The sequence below is a fragment of the Streptomyces wedmorensis genome (assembly GCF_000716445.1).
GTDB classification, from domain to species: Bacteria; Actinomycetota; Actinomycetes; order Streptomycetales; family Streptomycetaceae; genus Streptomyces; species Streptomyces wedmorensis.
Window position 1 is genome coordinate 121,493 of sequence record NZ_JNWK01000014.1, and the last position, 14,937, is coordinate 136,429.

Genomic DNA, 14,937 nt, shown 5'->3' on the forward strand with positions numbered 1-14,937 from the left:
GATGTGTGAAGACCCCTCATTTCTAAGGTGATCGCTTGATCGTTCCTTGGTCTGTCGTTTGTTGACGCCCGACAGAGTCCACACCTACGGTCGGGCATCGGGGGCCGCCCGCCACCGCCGTCGGGTGTAGGGCTTCCGTGTGCCGCTGCAGCGGAGGGGGAAGCATGCAGGACGATGCGCTGGCCAGGGCGTGGCTCCGAGGGTTCGCACGGGCCGTCGAGGAGGACGAGGAGAAGCTCACCGCTCTCGATTCCGCGATCGGGGACGGAGACCACGGCATCAACATGCGCCGGGGCACGGCCCAGGTCCGCCGCATGCTGCTGCGGGACCGGGCGGCGACCGAATCATCGGGCGAACTGCTTGGCGAGGCAGGGCTGTTGCTCCGGGACCACGTAGGAGGAGCCGCAGGCGTGTTGTACGGCAGCGCGTTCCAGGCGATCGGCGCCGCGCTGGGCGACCGGACCGGGGTGGCCCAGCTCGGCGACGCGCTCCAGGCGGGACTCGACGCCGTCGTCCGACTGGGAGCGGCGGCCGCGGGCGACAAGACCATGGTCGACGCCTACGGGCCCGCCGTGACCTCGTTCCGAGCGGTCTGCTCCCAGGGCGGCAACCTGGGCGAGGCCACGACGGCAGCCGCCGCGGCCGCCGAGGCGGGCGCCCGGACCACCATCCCGATGCAGGCGCGCAAGGGCCGTGCCTCGTACCTCGGCTATCGCAGCATCGGCCACCTGGACCCCGGCGCCGCCTCCACGGCGATGCTGTTCAGAACACTCGCCGAGGAGGTCACGGCCGGCCCGGAACGGGACCTGTCCTTCGTGCGGATCGCGTGCATGCCCGGGGTGTGAACGAAAGCCGGCCTTCCGGACGGTGACTGCGCCCGGACGTGGACGCGGCCTCCTCGGTCACACGCCGACGTCGAGCCGGGGAGGCCCCCACGCGCCCACCACCGTGAAGGCCTGCTGGGCATTGAGCCGCGGATCGCCGGGTGAGGCCGATCGCCCGGCCACCCGGTCCACGTCGGCGAACCCCCAGGCGCACTCCGTCACCGAGTCCGGGGTGGTCAGCAGACGCAGCCCCGCGGCCACTCCGCCCGCCTCGACGACGGCCCGCTGGAAGGCCACGACCTCCTCGATCACCATCGACACCAACGAGGACCGGTGGCCCGAGCGGGCGGTGAACGTGTTCCCGCCCATCGGGTCGCACAGCCACGCCGACGGATGCCCGGCCCGCCGCACCGCGGTCACGAGACGGGGCAGCTCCGACGCCACGTGGGAGACGCCCATGCGCGAGACGAGCGTGAGGCGCCCGGGCGTCCGATCGGGATCCAGCAGGCGGCACAGGCGTACCAGCTCGTCGGGGGCGGTGTCGGGGCCGACCTCGCAGGCGAGCGGGTTCGCGACGCGGGCCAGCATCCGGGCGTGCGGCCCGTCCGGCCGGAGGGCGCGTTCGCCGAGCCACGGCAGATGCGTGGACGCCAGCAGGATCCGGCCCGTCGGTGTGCCCCGCAGGAAGGGCAAGTCGTCGTCGGGCGCCAGGACGTGACGACTCGTCCACACAGGCTCCCCGGCCGGCCGAGGGCCGTCGTCCGCCCGCTCCCGGCCGATCCGCACCACCGGTCTGCCGCTGTTCACCCTCATGATCCCGGCCAACGCGTCGAGGAGACCCGTCTCGCGGGCGACCGCGGGGTCACCCGCGCGCCGCGGCTCCTCGACTCGGTCCCCCGCCTGGAGCACCTGGTACTCGCCGGCGGCGGCCCGGGCCAGCAACAGCCGGAGGACCTCGGTCTCCTCGCGGGTGACCGGACCTGGCAACCCGACCGGTTCGGCCCGTGCCGTCGCGTCGTCCACGGGGGAATCGGGCGAGGACACCGTCAGGCCTCCACCGACCCGGCGGGCGCACCCGTGACCAGGTCCGGGCGCAGCGAGGCCGCGCCGTGCAGGTAGACGTGCGCGGCCTCGGCCCGCGGCCGGGCGGAATGGGTGTGGATCAGCACGCGCACCGCGCGCGGACTGCCGCCCGGTACGTCGATCTCGCTCGCACACATCAGCGGCACGTCCACGAACCCCATCTCCCGGGCGGCGCGCGCCGGGTACGCGGCGGTGAGGTCCGGGCTCGCGGTGAACCAGATGCTGATCAGGTCGGCCGGGTCGAGCGCGTTGCGGGTGACCAGCTCCCGGAGCAGCTCGGTGGTGGCCCGCACGATCTCGTGCGGATCGTTCGACGCCACCTGGGTGGCACCGCGCAGCGCCAGCACCCGGGAGGCGGGTGGTGCCGCCGTCGGGCCCGTGGGCTCGACGGCGGGGTGTCCGTTCACTTCACTTGTCCCGTTCACTTCTTCTCCGGAGATGCCGACGGCGGACCGAACAGGCGCGAAACCCGGTGTCATCCTGCTCGGCTCCATGCGCCACGTCATCCACCGACGGAGGACCCGTCCGGCCGCCGCGGCGCGGGTGCGCGGAAGGAGGAGTGCCGTGCACCGTCGAAGGAGGCCTCCACCATCGGCCGATGCCCGGGCACGGCACGTGCCAGGAGCATGGCGGTCATGGGTTCAACGCTTGCGCAAAAGGTCTGGGCCGACCACACGGTCCTCAGGGGCGAAGCAGGGGGGGACGACCTGCTGTACGTCGATCTCCACCTGCTCCACGAGGTGAACACGCCGGCGGCGTTCGACGGCCTGCGGGCAGCCGGACGCACCGTGCGGCGCCCCGAGTTGACGGTGAGCACCGAGGACCACAACGTGCCCACCACATCCCCCCTCGACGGATTCGACGACCCCGCGGGCCGCCGGCAGTCCGTCCAGCTCCGGGACAACTCCGACGCCTTCGGGATCCCCATGTACCGGCGCGGTGACGAGGAGCACGGCATCGTGCACGTCGTCGGTCCCGAACAGGGCCTGGTCCGGCCCGGCATGACGGCCGTGTGCTGCGACTCGCACACCACCACCCTGGGCGCGTTCGGAGCCATCGCGTTCGGCATCGGCACCAGCCAGGTGGAGCACGTACTGGCCACGCAGACGCTGTGGACGCGCCGCCCGAAGGACATGGCGGTCAACGTCACCGGCGCGCTCCCGGCGGGCACGACGGCGAAGGACCTGGTGATGGCGCTGATCGCGGCCATCGGCACCGGCGGCGGCCAGGGGCACATCATCGAGTACCGGGGTCCGGCCGTCGAGGCGCTGTCGATGGAAGGCCGCATGACCCTGTGCAACATGTCGGTGGAGGCCGGCTCCAAGGCGGGCCTCGTCGCCCCCGACGAGACGACCTTCGCCTACCTGCGCACCCGCCCCGGCATGCCGCAGGGCGCGGAGTGGGACGCCGAGGTCGCGTACTGGACCTCCCTGCGCACCGACCCGGACGCGCGGTTCGACAAGGAGGTCACCCTCGACGCCTCGGCGATCCGACCGTACGTCTCCTGGGGGACCAACCCTGCCCAGAGCCTGCCGCTCGACGGCCGCGTGCCGAGCCCGGCCGACTTCGACACCGCCACGCAGCGCGCGGCGGCCGAACGCGCCCTCGCGTACATGGACCTGAAGCCCGGCAGCCGACTCACGGACATCGGCATCGACACCGTGTTCGTGGGCTCCTGCACGAACGGCCGCATCGAGGACCTGCGCGCCGCGGCCGAGGTGCTGCGCGGCCGCCGGGTCGCCGACGGGGTGCGCATGCTGGTCGTACCCGGCTCCGCCGCCGTGCACCGGCAGGCCGTGGACGAGGGGCTCGACCGGGTCTTCACCGGTGCCGGCGCCGACTTCCGCCCCATCGCCGGCTGCTCCATGTGCTGCGGCCTCAACGAGGACCGGCTGCGGTCCGGACAGCGCGCCGTGTCGACCAGCAACCGCAACTTCGAGGGCCGGCAGGGCAAGGGGTCGCGCACGCACATCGCCTCCCCGGCGGTGGCCGCGGCCAGCGCCGTCGCCGGCCGGATCACCGCACCCACCGACCTGTGAGGCCACGCACCTACATGGAACAGTTCACCGTGCACGTCGGTACGGCGCTGCCGCTCCGGCGCAGCAACGTCGACACCGACCAGATCATCCCCGCCCGCTTCGTCCCCTACTTCAGCCCGACCGGCCAGGGCAACGGCCTGTTCGGTGACTGGCGGGACGATCCGTCGTTCCCCGCGAACCTGCCCCAGTACCAGGGCGCGACCGTCCTCGTGGCGGGCAACGAGTTCGCCACCGGCTCCTCCCGGGAGTCCGCCGTCTGGGCCCTGCAGAAGTCCGGATTCCGGGCCGTGGTCGCCGCGAGCTTCGGCGACATCTTCCGCGAGAACGCCCTCATGCGCGGCCTGCTGCCCGTCGTGCTGCCCTCGGACGCCGTGGAGCGGCTGTGGGAGCTGACCGAGGCGGACCCGACCACACCGGTCACCGTCGACCTGGAGCTGCGCCAGGTCCGCTTCGCCGGCCGGACCGAGACCTTCCGGATCAACGAGGGCGCACGCGACCGCCTGCTGCGCGGCGCGGACACCATCAGCGACACCCTGCGCCACGAGGCGGAGATCAGCGCGCACGAGCGGCGGCGCCGACCGCTCCTGCCCACGACGACGAGGAGCGCGTCATGACCCGACGCCCTGCCCTGCTGGTGCTCGACCTCATCAACGAGCTGGTGCACCCCGACGGGAAGTACAGCGACGTCTGCCTCGACCAGATCGAGAGCAGGGGCGTACTCGGCCACACCCGCCGTGCCATCGACCACGCCCGTGAGCGCGGCATACCGGTGGTCTACGTGGTCGTCGGCTTCTCCCCGGGCCTCGCGGACTGGCCGCCGACCTCGCCGCTGTTCGCCGAGGCGGCCGACGGCGACCGGCTGATCCTGGGGACCTGGGGCACCGAGGTCCACGACTCCCTCAAGCCCGAGGCCCACGAGCCGGTCATCGCCAAGCGCCGGGTCAACCCGTTCCTCGGGACGCACCTCGAACTGACCCTCAGGTCCCTCGGCGTGAACACGCTGCTGCTGACCGGGGCGACCACGGACCTCGTCATCCTGTCCACCGCCCGCGAAGCCCACGACCTGGACTTCCGCGTGGAGGTGCTGGAGGACGCCACCGCCACGTCGAGTCAGGAACTGCACGAAGCGGCGCTGACCCTCGTCCGCCGCACCGCCGAAGTCACCACAGTGGACGAGGCGTTGGGGCGGACGCGGGCCGCCGACGAGAACGAGACCGAAGAGAAGGATTGACGCCGATGCAGCCGTTCTACCTCATGACCGACCGGGAGAAGGACGAACTGTACGGGGTTCTCGAGACCATCGACACCAACCCGTACGACGACTACCACGCCTTCTCCGCGGCCGTACGCCGGGCGACCGAGGGCAACGTCCCCGAGTCGCTGCTCCGGGCCGCCGAGCAGATCCGGACGGAACGCGAGGCGGGCGTCTCCGACACGCACGTGCTCCGCAACTGCCCGGTGGACAAGGACCTTCCCGAGCTGGGGCACGACGACCCGCAGGCGGACAAGTACGCCCACAAGCTGACCTTCGTCGGCGAGGGCTTCCTCGAGCTCGTGGCACAGCTGACCCGCACCCCCGTGATGGCGTACGCGACCCGCTTCAACGGGGACTTCTTCACCGACGTGTACTCCATCAGCAAGTACCACGGGAAGCAGACCGGATACAGCGACGGCGAGCTCGTCTACCACAACGACCGCACCGCCCACCCCGTGCGCGCCGACTACATCAGCCTGCTGGGCATGCGCTGCCCGGTGCAGGAGTACACCTGCACCAGCCTCGTCGAGGCCCGCACGCTGCGCGCCGGACTGTCCGAGGACACCCTGCGCGTCCTGGGAGAGGCACACTTCGTCACCCCCTTCGACGTCGTCTCCCGGGACAACAACAGCAGCCTGACCCTCTCGGACAAGCACGCGATCTTCCAGGGCGACTACGGCATCCGCTACCTGGACACGCACACCACCGTCGCGCCGGACGCTCCGGGCGAGGCCAAGGACGCCCTGATCGAGCTGAAGAACGCGCTCACCCGGGCGGAGAAGAAGCGGCACCGCATCCTCGAAGGCGACCTGCTGATCTTCGCCAACCAGAACGGGCTGCACAGCCGCGAGCTGATCGAGGTCAACGACCCCGAGCGGTCGCGCTCGCGCTGGCTCCTGAAGACCTACACCCTGCGCAGCCAGGCCGTCGCGGACGGCTTCGCGGACCGCTGGGTGGAGGGTGTCGCCGGCCGGGTCGGCGACTGACCGTCGGGCGGACCGCAGGATCCGAGGGGCAGGTACGCGGGAGGTGTTCCCGCATACCTGCCCCTCGCGTTTCCGCGTCCGTGAGGCGGCCGGAGCCCGCGGTCAGTCGGTGACGCGCCAGGCGACGCCGCGGCCCGCCCCGAGCTCTCGGGAGAGCAGGGTCGCCACATCGCGTACGGCGATGGCGTGCCGCTGCCGGTTCGCCTTCGACAGGAGCCGCTCGACGGGGCCGATCACGCCGATCGCGCCCGCCGGCTCGCCGGACCGGTCGAACACCGGCGAGGCGATGCAGGCCTCGCCCAGCGTGCTCTCCTGGTCCTCCAGCGCGTAACCGGTCTGCCGGACCGCCTCCAACTGGTCCGCCAGCACCACGGGGTCCACCACGCTGTGCCCGGTCAGCCGGGCCAGATCGCCCTCGAGGAGTTCCCGCTGCCGCTGCGAAGGAAGGAACGACGCGAGCGACTTGCCGAGCGCGGAGGTGTTCCACGGAACGCTGGCGCCGAGGTCCGGGATCTGCACCCCGCTGCGGGGCCGGAAGGCGTGGTGCACGACGAGGATGTGCCGGTCGTCGAGCACCGCGACCCACACCGCCTCGCCGGTGCGCTCGGCCAGGGTGTCCGCCCACGCGACCGAGTGGGACCGCAGTTCCTGCGTCTCCAGATACGAGTTGCCGAGGCGGAGCAGCGCCATCCCGAGGAGGTACTTGCTCGTCCCCTTCTCCTGCCGGACCAGCCCCTCGGCTTCCAGGGTCTGCAGCAGTGCGTGCACGGTCGGCTTGGACACTCCGATCCGGTCGGCGAGCTCGGTGACACCCAGGCGGGGACCGTGGGTCGCCAGTTCCCTCAGGATGCGTGCGGCACGCTGAACGGACTGCACCATGCTTCAACTCGCAATCAGTATGGCGGAACGCCGTTCAGAATAATGTCGCGCCGTCGACGCACCTGCTGACCGATCGACGGGCGAAGTTTACGCCCTGGTGGCGCGGAAGGGGAGATTCCTGCCGAACGATGATCAACCGCGGAGTACGAGGCGAGATGCCAAGGCGGCGGCCCCGGCCGGAGACGCGCTCGGACAGCGAAGCGGGCGGCGCGCCCCTCGGCCGCCGGACCCATGCCGGCGGCGTCGGAGCCCGCCGCCCGAGGCGACCGGAAGGGCTGACGATCGGATTCCGGCGACCTCACCCGGCCCGGACTGCGTCTGCACGGCGCCCGGTGACCGCCGCCAGCACCGACGCCGACAGGAACGCCACCGCGGCGATGACCGCCGACACGTGCAACCCGCCGACCATCCCGTCCGACGTGCCGACCAGCGTGCCGAAGAGGGCCACGCCCATCGCGCTGCCCACCTGACGGGACACGTTGAACACCGCGGACGCCGTACCGGCCTTCTCCGCGGGGCTCGCCTCCATGACGGCCACGGTCGCCGCCACCACGGTCACCGGTGTCGCCAGCCCCGTCGCCATGAGCGCGAAGAGCAGTACGGGATAAGGGGTGTCGGGACCGGCGGCCAGCCAGCCCAGGAAGCCGACGCTCCCGAGCAGCAGCGCCCCCGCCATGGGCACGTACGGACCGCTGCGGGCGGTCAGCCGGCTCGACAGCGGCGCCGCGAGGAAGCCCATGCAGACCGAGGGCAGCAGGGCGAACCCGGTGCTCAGCGCGCTGAGTTCACGCTCCTGCTGGAAGTACAGCGTGGCGACGAAGAGCAGCCCGTAGTAACCGAAACTGAGCAGCAGCCCGATGACGTTCGTCGCCGTGAGCCGGACCTCACGGAAGAGCGACATCGGCAGCAGCGGCCGCCGGCCCTCCGGCCTCACCGCCGCGTTCTTCTCCAGGCGCAGCTCGACGGTCACGAAGGCCGCCAGGCACACGACGCCACCCGCGAACAGCGCCAGCACCTCCGGCGACGACCAGCCCGCGGACCCCGCCTCGTTGAGCGCACCCGCCACGCCGAGCAGACCGAGCACGCCCAGCAGCAGACCGGCCGGGTCCATCCTTCCCGGCCGGTCCTTCCGGCCCGGGGCCGGTACGTGGCGCAGGGTCAGCAGCACCGCCACCGCGGCCACGGGCAGGTTCACCCAGAACACCGCGCGCCAGTCGAACCCGGCGACCAGCAGTCCGCCGACCGCCGGCCCGGCACCGAAGGCGACCGCCGAGACGAGCCCCCAGTAGCCGACCGCCCGGGCGCGCTGGGCCCGGTCGGGATAGGCCGCCTGCAACAGGGCGAACGACGCGGGAACCAGCAGCGCGGCCCCGGCGCCCTGGGCCAGCCGGGCGCCGATCAGGACCCCCGCCGAAGGCGCCAGCGCGCAGCCCACGGACGCGGCGGCGAACACCCCCAGGCCGGAGAGGAACAGCGTCCGGTGCCCGAAACGGTCACCGAGCCCGCCGCCGACCAGGAGCAGCCCGGCGAAGAAGGCGCTGTATCCGTCGACGATCCACTGCAGGTCCGACGGACCGGCGTCCAACGAGTCCTGGATGGCGGGCACGGCCACGTTCACGACCGTGACGTCGAGCATCACCAGGAAATAGCCCAGGCTCAGTGCGATGAGCGGCGGAAGGGAAAGAGAAGGGCGCTCGGCCACCGGGTCGGCTGAGGCACCGGGCGCGCGTGCGGGGGAGAGCGAGGGATCTGTGGACGTCATGCGATCCAGTCTCGGGTCGCAACATTTAGTCGTCCGTCAAAGTGTGGTCGGACTACGCTTGCCGCATGGCAAGGACGACGACCGGTCGACGCCGGAACCAGGACCAGGTACACCACCAGCCCGACATCGCCCGGGCCGCGCATCTCATCGCCGACCCCTCCCGTGCCCGGATGCTCAAGGCGCTCAGCGACGGCCGCGCCCTGGCCGCCGGACTGCTCGCCACCGAGGCGGGCGTGAGCGCCGCGACGGCCAGCGTCCATCTCGGCAAGCTCGTCGAGGCGCGGCTGGTCGTCATGGAGAGCGCCGGCCGCTGCCGCTACTACCGCCTGGCCAACCCCGACGTCAGCCTCGCTCTGGAGGCCCTGGCCGTCATCGCACCGCCCCTCCCGGTCACGTCCCTGCGCGAGAGCAGCACCGCCGGCGCCCTGCGCCGCTCCCGCACGTGCTACGACCACCTCGCCGGCCGACTCGGCGTGAGCCTCCTGGAATGCCTGCTCAAGGACGGCCTGCTCGCCGGGCACGACGGCAGCCACCACCCCGAGAAAGCGGTCCGCGACGGCGCGTCCGGATACGGGCACGACATCGACTACCGCCTCACCGCCACCGGCCGCGACACACTGGCCCGGTTCGGCGTCGACCTGGACCGGCTGCCCGCCCGCCGCCCCCCGATCCGCTACTGCGTGGACTGGAGCGAACAGCGACACCACCTCGCGGGCGCGATCGGCGCCGCGCTCACCGCGCGCCTCTTCGAGCTGCGCTGGCTGCGTTACGGCTCCAGCCCCCGCGTCGTCCACGTGACCGAGGACGGCGCCGACGGCCTGGCCGGCACCTTCGGCCTCCACGTAGCGGACTGACCGGCGCATCGGCCGGCGAGGACGCGGATCTCGGCCGATCGGTGTACTCCTCCGGAGGAGCGGGCCCCGCCGCTTCCTCTGATGAGCGATGACGTGCGGCCTTCTTCCGCCGAGCCTTGGTCGGGCCGAAGTACCACCGCACGACGCCGGCCGGCGGAACGCGCCCACCGGCAGAAGCAGAGGGAGAACACCGACGTGCCCACGACGCCGAACCCCGTCGCCGACCGAACGGACCGCAGCGTGACGGTGCTGCGCGACCTGCTGTCCCCCGAGGCGCTGGACTCCGTCGAGTGGCGCCGCTGGCACGAGCCGGGGCGTACCGGCACGGCGATCCACGCCCTGTACGAGACCGCCGACGACCAGCCGGCGACCGCCCAGCTCATCCGCTTCGACCCCGGGGCCCACGGAGACCTCCACGAACACCTCGGCTACGAGCTGATGTTCGTCCTCCAGGGCGAGCTCCTCAACGACAACGGCGACCGCTACGGCGTCGGCGACCTGGTCATCGAGGAGCCGGGAAGCGTCCACCGCATCAGCACGGAGACCGGGTGCACCCTGCTCGGCATCCGTGAGGCCCCCGTCGTCCCGACGAACTGAAGAGGACCGGGCGTGAACCTCCACGGACCGAGCAGATCCTGGCAGTCCCTGCCCGCGGCGCAGCAACCCGATTACCCCGACCCGCAGGCCCTGCGCGAGGTGGTCGCGGACCTCGCGTCGTACCCCCCGCTCGTCTTCGCCGGCGAGGCCGACCAGCTGCGTACCCGGATGGCGGCCGTCGCCCGTGGCGAGGCGTTCCTGCTCCAGGGCGGCGACTGCGCGGAAGCCTTCGACGCCGTGTCCGCCGACCAGATCCGCGACAAGCTCAAGACCCTCCTGCAGATGGGGGTCGTGCTCACGTACGCGGCCTCCGTGCCCGTGGTGAAGGTCGGCCGCATCGCCGGCCAGTACTCCAAACCGCGCTCCAGCCCGACCGAGACCCGCGACGGGGTGACCCTGCCCAGCTACCGGGGCGACTCGGTCAACGGCCAGGCCTTCACCGAGGCCGCCCGGACGCCCGACCCACAGCGCCTGAAGCGCATGTACCACGCCTCCGCCTCGACGCTCAACCTGGTGCGCGCCTTCACCACCGGTGGTTACGCCGACCTGCGCCAGGTGCACGCCTGGAACCAGGACTTCGTGAAGTCATCCCCCTCGGGCCGGCGCTACGAGGCGCTCGCCCGCGAGATCGACAACGCGCTGAACTTCATGCAGGCCTGCGGCGCCGACCCGGAGGAGTTCAGGACCGTCGAGTTCTTCTCCTCCCACGAGGCACTGCTCCTCGACTACGAGTCCGCCCTCACCCGGGTGGACTCCCGCACCGGCCGGTTGTACGACGTGTCGGCGCACATGGTGTGGATCGGCGAGCGCACCCGACAACTGGACGGCGCGCACGTCGAGTTCGCCTCGAAGATCCGCAACCCGATCGGAGTGAAACTCGGCCCGACGACCACGCCGGACGACGCACTCGCGCTGCTCGACCGCCTCGACCCGGACCGCGAGCCGGGCCGGCTGACCTTCGTCGTCCGCATGGGCGCCGACAAGGTCCGCGACAAGCTCCCCGAGCTGGTCGAGAAGGTCACCGCGTCGGGTGCGGTCGTCGCGTGGGTCACCGACCCGACGCCTCAACCGCAGCCAGTCCCTCGACCTGGCGTTCCTCGTCGCCCAGATGTACCGGGAACAGGTTCGGGGGTTCTGAACCACGCGTGGCCTCGTCGCCCAGATGTACCGGGAACAGGTTCGGGGGTTCTGAACCACGCGTGGCCGCACCGGTGTGAAACCGGTGCGGCCACGCGTGGCTGCCGTCAGTCGTCGTACGCACTTCTGCCTGCGTGTCATTCGGTGACGCGGACCGCCGGCGCGGGGCGGATGGGGGCCGCGCGGCGCGCGAAGGCGGCGCTGTTGCTGTACATCAGCCAGGTGGTGAGCACGCCGAGGAGTGAGCCGAGGGCGATTCCCTCCACGGCGATGAAGGTCGTAGTAGTCGCCGGCCGGGCCGCCGGTGCTGCCGAAGAAGCCGTCGAGGACGACGTAGCGGGGGTCGGAGGCGAGGGCCTGCCACACCGCGGGGTCGCCCACCGTGCCCTGCACCACGCCTCGTGTCCGGTCGCCGTCGTACCCGAGCGGAATCCGGAGCCCGCGGAAGGAGACCTGTGATGAACCCGGCCGGAAGTGCAGCGGCGCTCCTGCGGGCGCAACGGAGCGGTCCAGCGGGAGAACCGGTTCCTTCGCGCCGAGGCGATGCTCGGGAGCGGCGCCGACGAAGGGAGGAGTGGCCGAAGCCGCGGCGCCATGGGCCGGTCGGTCCGGGTGCGGCCCGTTCGGCCCCGTCGGACAGCCCCCTTGGCCGCTGGGGCGCGCCGCCTCGCGGGCGGACGATGGGGTTACGGAGTCGGACCGGCCCCGTATCCCGGTCCACCGCCCGTCCGTACCGACTCAGGTCCACGGCGACCGCCGTGGGCCCCGGGAACGAGGAGCAGAACAATGGCCGGAGGCAAGGTGGAACGCAGGCACAGCCTCTTCCCCGACTTCAACGACTGGTTCAACAGGGAGTTCCCAGGGCTGCCCGGATGGCGCCCCGCGACCGCTGCCCACTCCATTCCCGTGGAGGTGACCAGCGGCGCCGGCGCGTACGTGCTGCGGGCCGAACTGCCCGGGATGGACCCCGACGATTTCACCATCACCGTCGACGACAACCTCATCACGGTGAGTGCGGAGCACAGTGAGAGCACGGAGGACAAGGAGCACTCCGAGTTCCGCTACGGATCGTTCCGCCGGACCGTGCGCCTCCCGGCCACGATCCCGGCCGACGACGTCGAGGCTTCGTACGCGGACGGCATCCTCACCGTGCGAGTCCCCATGCCCGACGAAAAGACCGGCACCGCACGCACCATCCCGGTGAAGCGAGGCGGCACCTCTCCCGAGGGAGCCACGTCGTGAATCCCTAGCGAGCCCACCGTCCCCTTGGCGGTGTCGGGGATCCCTCAGCGAGCCACCCCCGACGGGAGGTGCGGCGTGTCTCACCAGGAGCATTCGGACAGCAAGTCCATCGGGCCGGTGAAAGGATCCCGCGGACGTGCCGACTTCGCCCTCGTCCTGATCGTCGCCCTCGTCTGCGGAGCCGTGGCCGCCGGAATCCTGTGGAACGCCGGGGCCAGGACCGATCGCGAACTGGCCGCCCAACGTCATCACCGCCCACCGTCATCAGGTGAAGGCGACCACCACAGGGCCCGCAGTGGACCCATCCGGCGCAGCCCGGTACGGCACGAACCCGCAGGCCCTCGCACCGGCGGTGTGGGAACACCCGGAGCACGTCCGCCGCTCCGGGACCGTCCACGTTCCGCCCGGTACGCCCCCGGGTGGGTGACGATGAGTGACCGCGCCCCAGAGCGGCCGGACCGCGGCGAGCCGGCCGGCGCCGTCAGCTGCCGGCCGCGGCGCGGCCGGGCCCGGCCGTCTCGGTGCCGCCCTGGTCGAGGCGGAAGGGCGGGTAGGCGTCCGTCATGAGGCTCGCGTAGGCGGCGACGCGCAGGACCCAGCGGTTCAGGCCGACGATCAGGGCGAACAGATCGCGCGGATAGCGTTCGGTGAAGGTCACGGCGAAGCCGGCGATGAGCGTGAGCAGGGTGATGAGGCCGCTGCTCCACCATCCTGCGTGCATGCCGCTGGTGAAGAAGGCAATCACGAGGTAGTGGGGGATGGCGAGCAGCCACCACTTGACCAGGACCAGCGAGCGGGAGAGCCGCTCCGGGTAGGCGATGTCGAGTCGGGCCGGGTAGTCCGGCTCAGGGCCCAGGCTGAAGGGCGGGTAGCGGTCGGTGCCGAGGGCGCCGTACGAGTAGTACGACACGCGCCAGGACCAGCGGAGCACGCCGAGATTGAAGTCGAAAAGGCCCCGTGGGAAGCGTTCGGTGAAGAGGATGGCGAAGAACGCGATGACCGTCACCACGAAGAAGGCGATCCAGAGGAAGATCAGCACGATCCAGTGGGGGATCACCAGGATCCACTTGACCAGCCACAGCCAGCGCGACAGCGGCTTGTCGAGATCGGCATTCACCGCCACGGGAGCGTGCGATGCGGTCGGGGCGTCCATGGTCGTCACTTCCTCGTCAGGTCGTCGTCCTCGTACGCGAGCCGGTCGACTACCCCCACCGCACCGGTTCCGCGACACTGCCGGTGCCTCATCGCTCGTCACCTCCTACACCCTGCGCGGTGAGCTCGCACCGTACGTCGACCACACCTTCGACAGCGCGGGCCAGGCGCTCAACCTTCCACCGCTCCATGGCGGCGACGATCTCCTTGAACTCCGCGCCGGGCCGGACGGCGACGACCTTCTTGGTCATCACGTCGGCGACGGTGAACGGCCGGGTGGTCATGGCTCTCTCCTCAGCGGGCGTACGCCAGGGATTCCGCGCCGACGCGCGGCAAGAGGTCGTCCGGAAGACGAGTGGTGCTCATGGTGTCCTCCAGCCCTTCTCTCACAGACTCCCGCGCCCCGGGCGGGAGCGCGAGGGCTGCGCAGCTCGCACCAGTGGGCCGAAGCGCCTGCCTCAGCGGACCAGGACGGCCTCCCCGGAGCGGGGTACGACGGCCGTCCAGCCGACCGGGCGGACTCCTGGTCGTGGTGGCGATCGCCGTAGGTGGACTCCATGAGCAGCGTGTCGGCGCCCGAGAACGGTTCCGGCGGCGGCAGCAGCGGGTGCCCTGGGCGGAGCCGCAGTGGTCCAGGTGGGCATGGGTGACGACCACGGCGTCGACGTCGGCGGCGTCGCGGGCGAACCGCTCCCGGTTGCGGCGCCGCAGGGTCGCGAAACCCTGGAAGAGACCGCAGTCGAGGAGGATCCGGGCATGGTCGCTCTCGACCAGGAACTTGCTGCCGGTGACCGTGCCGGGGGACTCCGCCAAGGCTGGTGGACGAGGACCGCAGCGACGCGCGAAGGGAAGTGGGTGGGCGCCATGAAGGCACTCGTCTTCCAGGGCCCGGGACGGATCGCCTGGCAGGAGGTGCCCGACCCGGTCGTCGGGGATCCCGCCGACGCGATCGTGCGGGTCGACGCCGTCACCATCTGCGGCACGGACCTGCACATCCTGAAGGGGGACGTCCCGGAGGTGACGCCCGGCCGGGTCCTTGGACACGAGGCGGTCGGCACTGTGGTGGAGACCGGGGGCGACGTCCGCACGGTGCGGCCGGGGGACCGGGTCCTGGTCTCCTGCATCAC

Annotated in this window: 16 protein-coding genes and 1 pseudogene; 10 read left to right on the forward strand and 7 right to left on the reverse strand. The window is 71.6% G+C overall.

The window, feature by feature from the left end; translation table 11 throughout:
* Positions 1-164 precede the first annotated feature (164 nt).
* Entirely contained in the window at positions 165-845 is a 681-nt protein-coding gene (gene dhaL / locus OO54_RS14075) for a dihydroxyacetone kinase subunit DhaL (protein WP_051786939.1), read from the forward strand.
* Between the two features lie 57 nt (positions 846-902).
* Here the strand turns inward: dhaL and OO54_RS14080 are convergent, their stop codons facing one another.
* Both OO54_RS14080 and aroH read right to left on the reverse strand, forming a co-directional pair.
* Complete coding sequence (locus OO54_RS14080) at positions 903-1,868, reverse strand: 3-deoxy-7-phosphoheptulonate synthase (protein WP_051786940.1); 966 nt, start codon at positions 1,866-1,868, stop codon at positions 903-905.
* A gap of 2 nt (positions 1,869-1,870) precedes the next feature.
* Positions 1,871-2,314 (reverse strand): chorismate mutase, encoded by a 444-nt coding sequence (gene aroH / locus OO54_RS14085; protein WP_234439232.1) that lies wholly within the window; start codon positions 2,312-2,314, stop codon positions 1,871-1,873.
* Between the two features lie 228 nt (positions 2,315-2,542).
* On the opposite strand from aroH, the gene leuC reads away from it, so the two are divergent.
* From leuC to OO54_RS14105, 4 genes are read left to right on the forward strand one after another with little or no spacing between them, the layout of a single operon-like run.
* Positions 2,543-3,946, forward strand: coding sequence for a 3-isopropylmalate dehydratase large subunit (leuC, locus tag OO54_RS14090; protein ID WP_033203188.1), 1,404 nt, complete (start codon positions 2,543-2,545; stop codon positions 3,944-3,946).
* Positions 3,947-3,960: 14 nt separating this feature from the next.
* Complete coding sequence (gene leuD, locus OO54_RS14095; protein WP_033203189.1) at positions 3,961-4,560, forward strand: 3-isopropylmalate dehydratase small subunit; 600 nt, start codon at positions 3,961-3,963, stop codon at positions 4,558-4,560.
* Entirely contained in the window at positions 4,557-5,177 is a 621-nt protein-coding gene (locus OO54_RS14100) for a cysteine hydrolase family protein (protein ID WP_051786941.1), read from the forward strand. Before leuD ends, OO54_RS14100 begins: the two co-directional genes overlap by 4 nt.
* Before the next feature lie 5 nt (positions 5,178-5,182).
* Positions 5,183-6,187, forward strand: coding sequence for a TauD/TfdA family dioxygenase (locus OO54_RS14105; protein WP_033203190.1), 1,005 nt, complete (start codon positions 5,183-5,185; stop codon positions 6,185-6,187).
* Positions 6,188-6,289: 102 nt separating this feature from the next.
* Here OO54_RS14105 and OO54_RS14110 read toward each other — a convergent pair whose 3' ends face one another.
* Both OO54_RS14110 and OO54_RS14115 read right to left on the reverse strand, forming a co-directional pair.
* Positions 6,290-7,066, reverse strand: a complete 777-nt coding sequence (locus tag OO54_RS14110) for an IclR family transcriptional regulator (protein ID WP_033203191.1) — start codon at positions 7,064-7,066, stop codon at positions 6,290-6,292.
* Between the two features lie 298 nt (positions 7,067-7,364).
* Entirely contained in the window at positions 7,365-8,828 is a 1,464-nt protein-coding gene (locus OO54_RS14115; protein WP_051786942.1) for an MFS transporter, read from the reverse strand.
* A 65-nt stretch (positions 8,829-8,893) separates the two neighbouring features.
* Here OO54_RS14115 and OO54_RS14120 point away from each other — a divergent pair, with 65 nt between their 5' ends.
* From OO54_RS14120 to OO54_RS14140, 4 genes and pseudogenes are all read left to right on the forward strand, one after another.
* Positions 8,894-9,682: an ArsR/SmtB family transcription factor gene (locus OO54_RS14120; RefSeq protein WP_051786943.1), complete on the forward strand. Its 789-nt coding sequence runs from the start codon at positions 8,894-8,896 to the stop codon at positions 9,680-9,682.
* A 195-nt stretch (positions 9,683-9,877) separates the two neighbouring features.
* Positions 9,878-10,279 (forward strand): cupin domain-containing protein, encoded by a 402-nt coding sequence (locus tag OO54_RS14125; RefSeq protein ID WP_051786944.1) that lies wholly within the window; start codon positions 9,878-9,880, stop codon positions 10,277-10,279.
* A gap of 12 nt (positions 10,280-10,291) precedes the next feature.
* Positions 10,292-11,338, forward strand: a pseudogene (locus OO54_RS41530) (3-deoxy-7-phosphoheptulonate synthase class II); the annotation flags it as partial.
* 864 nt (positions 11,339-12,202) lie between these two features.
* Positions 12,203-12,658, forward strand: a complete 456-nt coding sequence (locus OO54_RS14140) for an Hsp20/alpha crystallin family protein (RefSeq protein ID WP_033203194.1) — start codon at positions 12,203-12,205, stop codon at positions 12,656-12,658.
* 481 nt (positions 12,659-13,139) lie between these two features.
* On the opposite strand, the gene OO54_RS14145 is transcribed toward OO54_RS14140, so the two are convergent.
* The 3 genes from OO54_RS14145 to OO54_RS47370 form a co-directional block, all read right to left on the reverse strand.
* A complete protein-coding gene (locus OO54_RS14145; protein WP_033203195.1) occupies positions 13,140-13,811 on the reverse strand; it encodes a DUF4389 domain-containing protein in 672 nt (223 codons plus the stop codon).
* A gap of 88 nt (positions 13,812-13,899) precedes the next feature.
* Positions 13,900-14,094 (reverse strand): CBS domain-containing protein, encoded by a 195-nt coding sequence (locus OO54_RS14150; RefSeq protein ID WP_033203196.1) that lies wholly within the window; start codon positions 14,092-14,094, stop codon positions 13,900-13,902.
* A 10-nt stretch (positions 14,095-14,104) separates the two neighbouring features.
* The gene (locus OO54_RS47370; protein ID WP_245236724.1) at positions 14,105-14,623 is read right to left on the reverse strand and encodes an MBL fold metallo-hydrolase; all 519 of its coding nucleotides are present in this window, start codon (positions 14,621-14,623) and stop codon (positions 14,105-14,107) included.
* 51 nt (positions 14,624-14,674) lie between these two features.
* On the opposite strand from OO54_RS47370, the gene OO54_RS43580 reads away from it, so the two are divergent.
* The coding region (locus OO54_RS43580) for an alcohol dehydrogenase catalytic domain-containing protein (protein WP_157856483.1) at positions 14,675-14,937 on the forward strand (263 nt) is incomplete at its 3' end.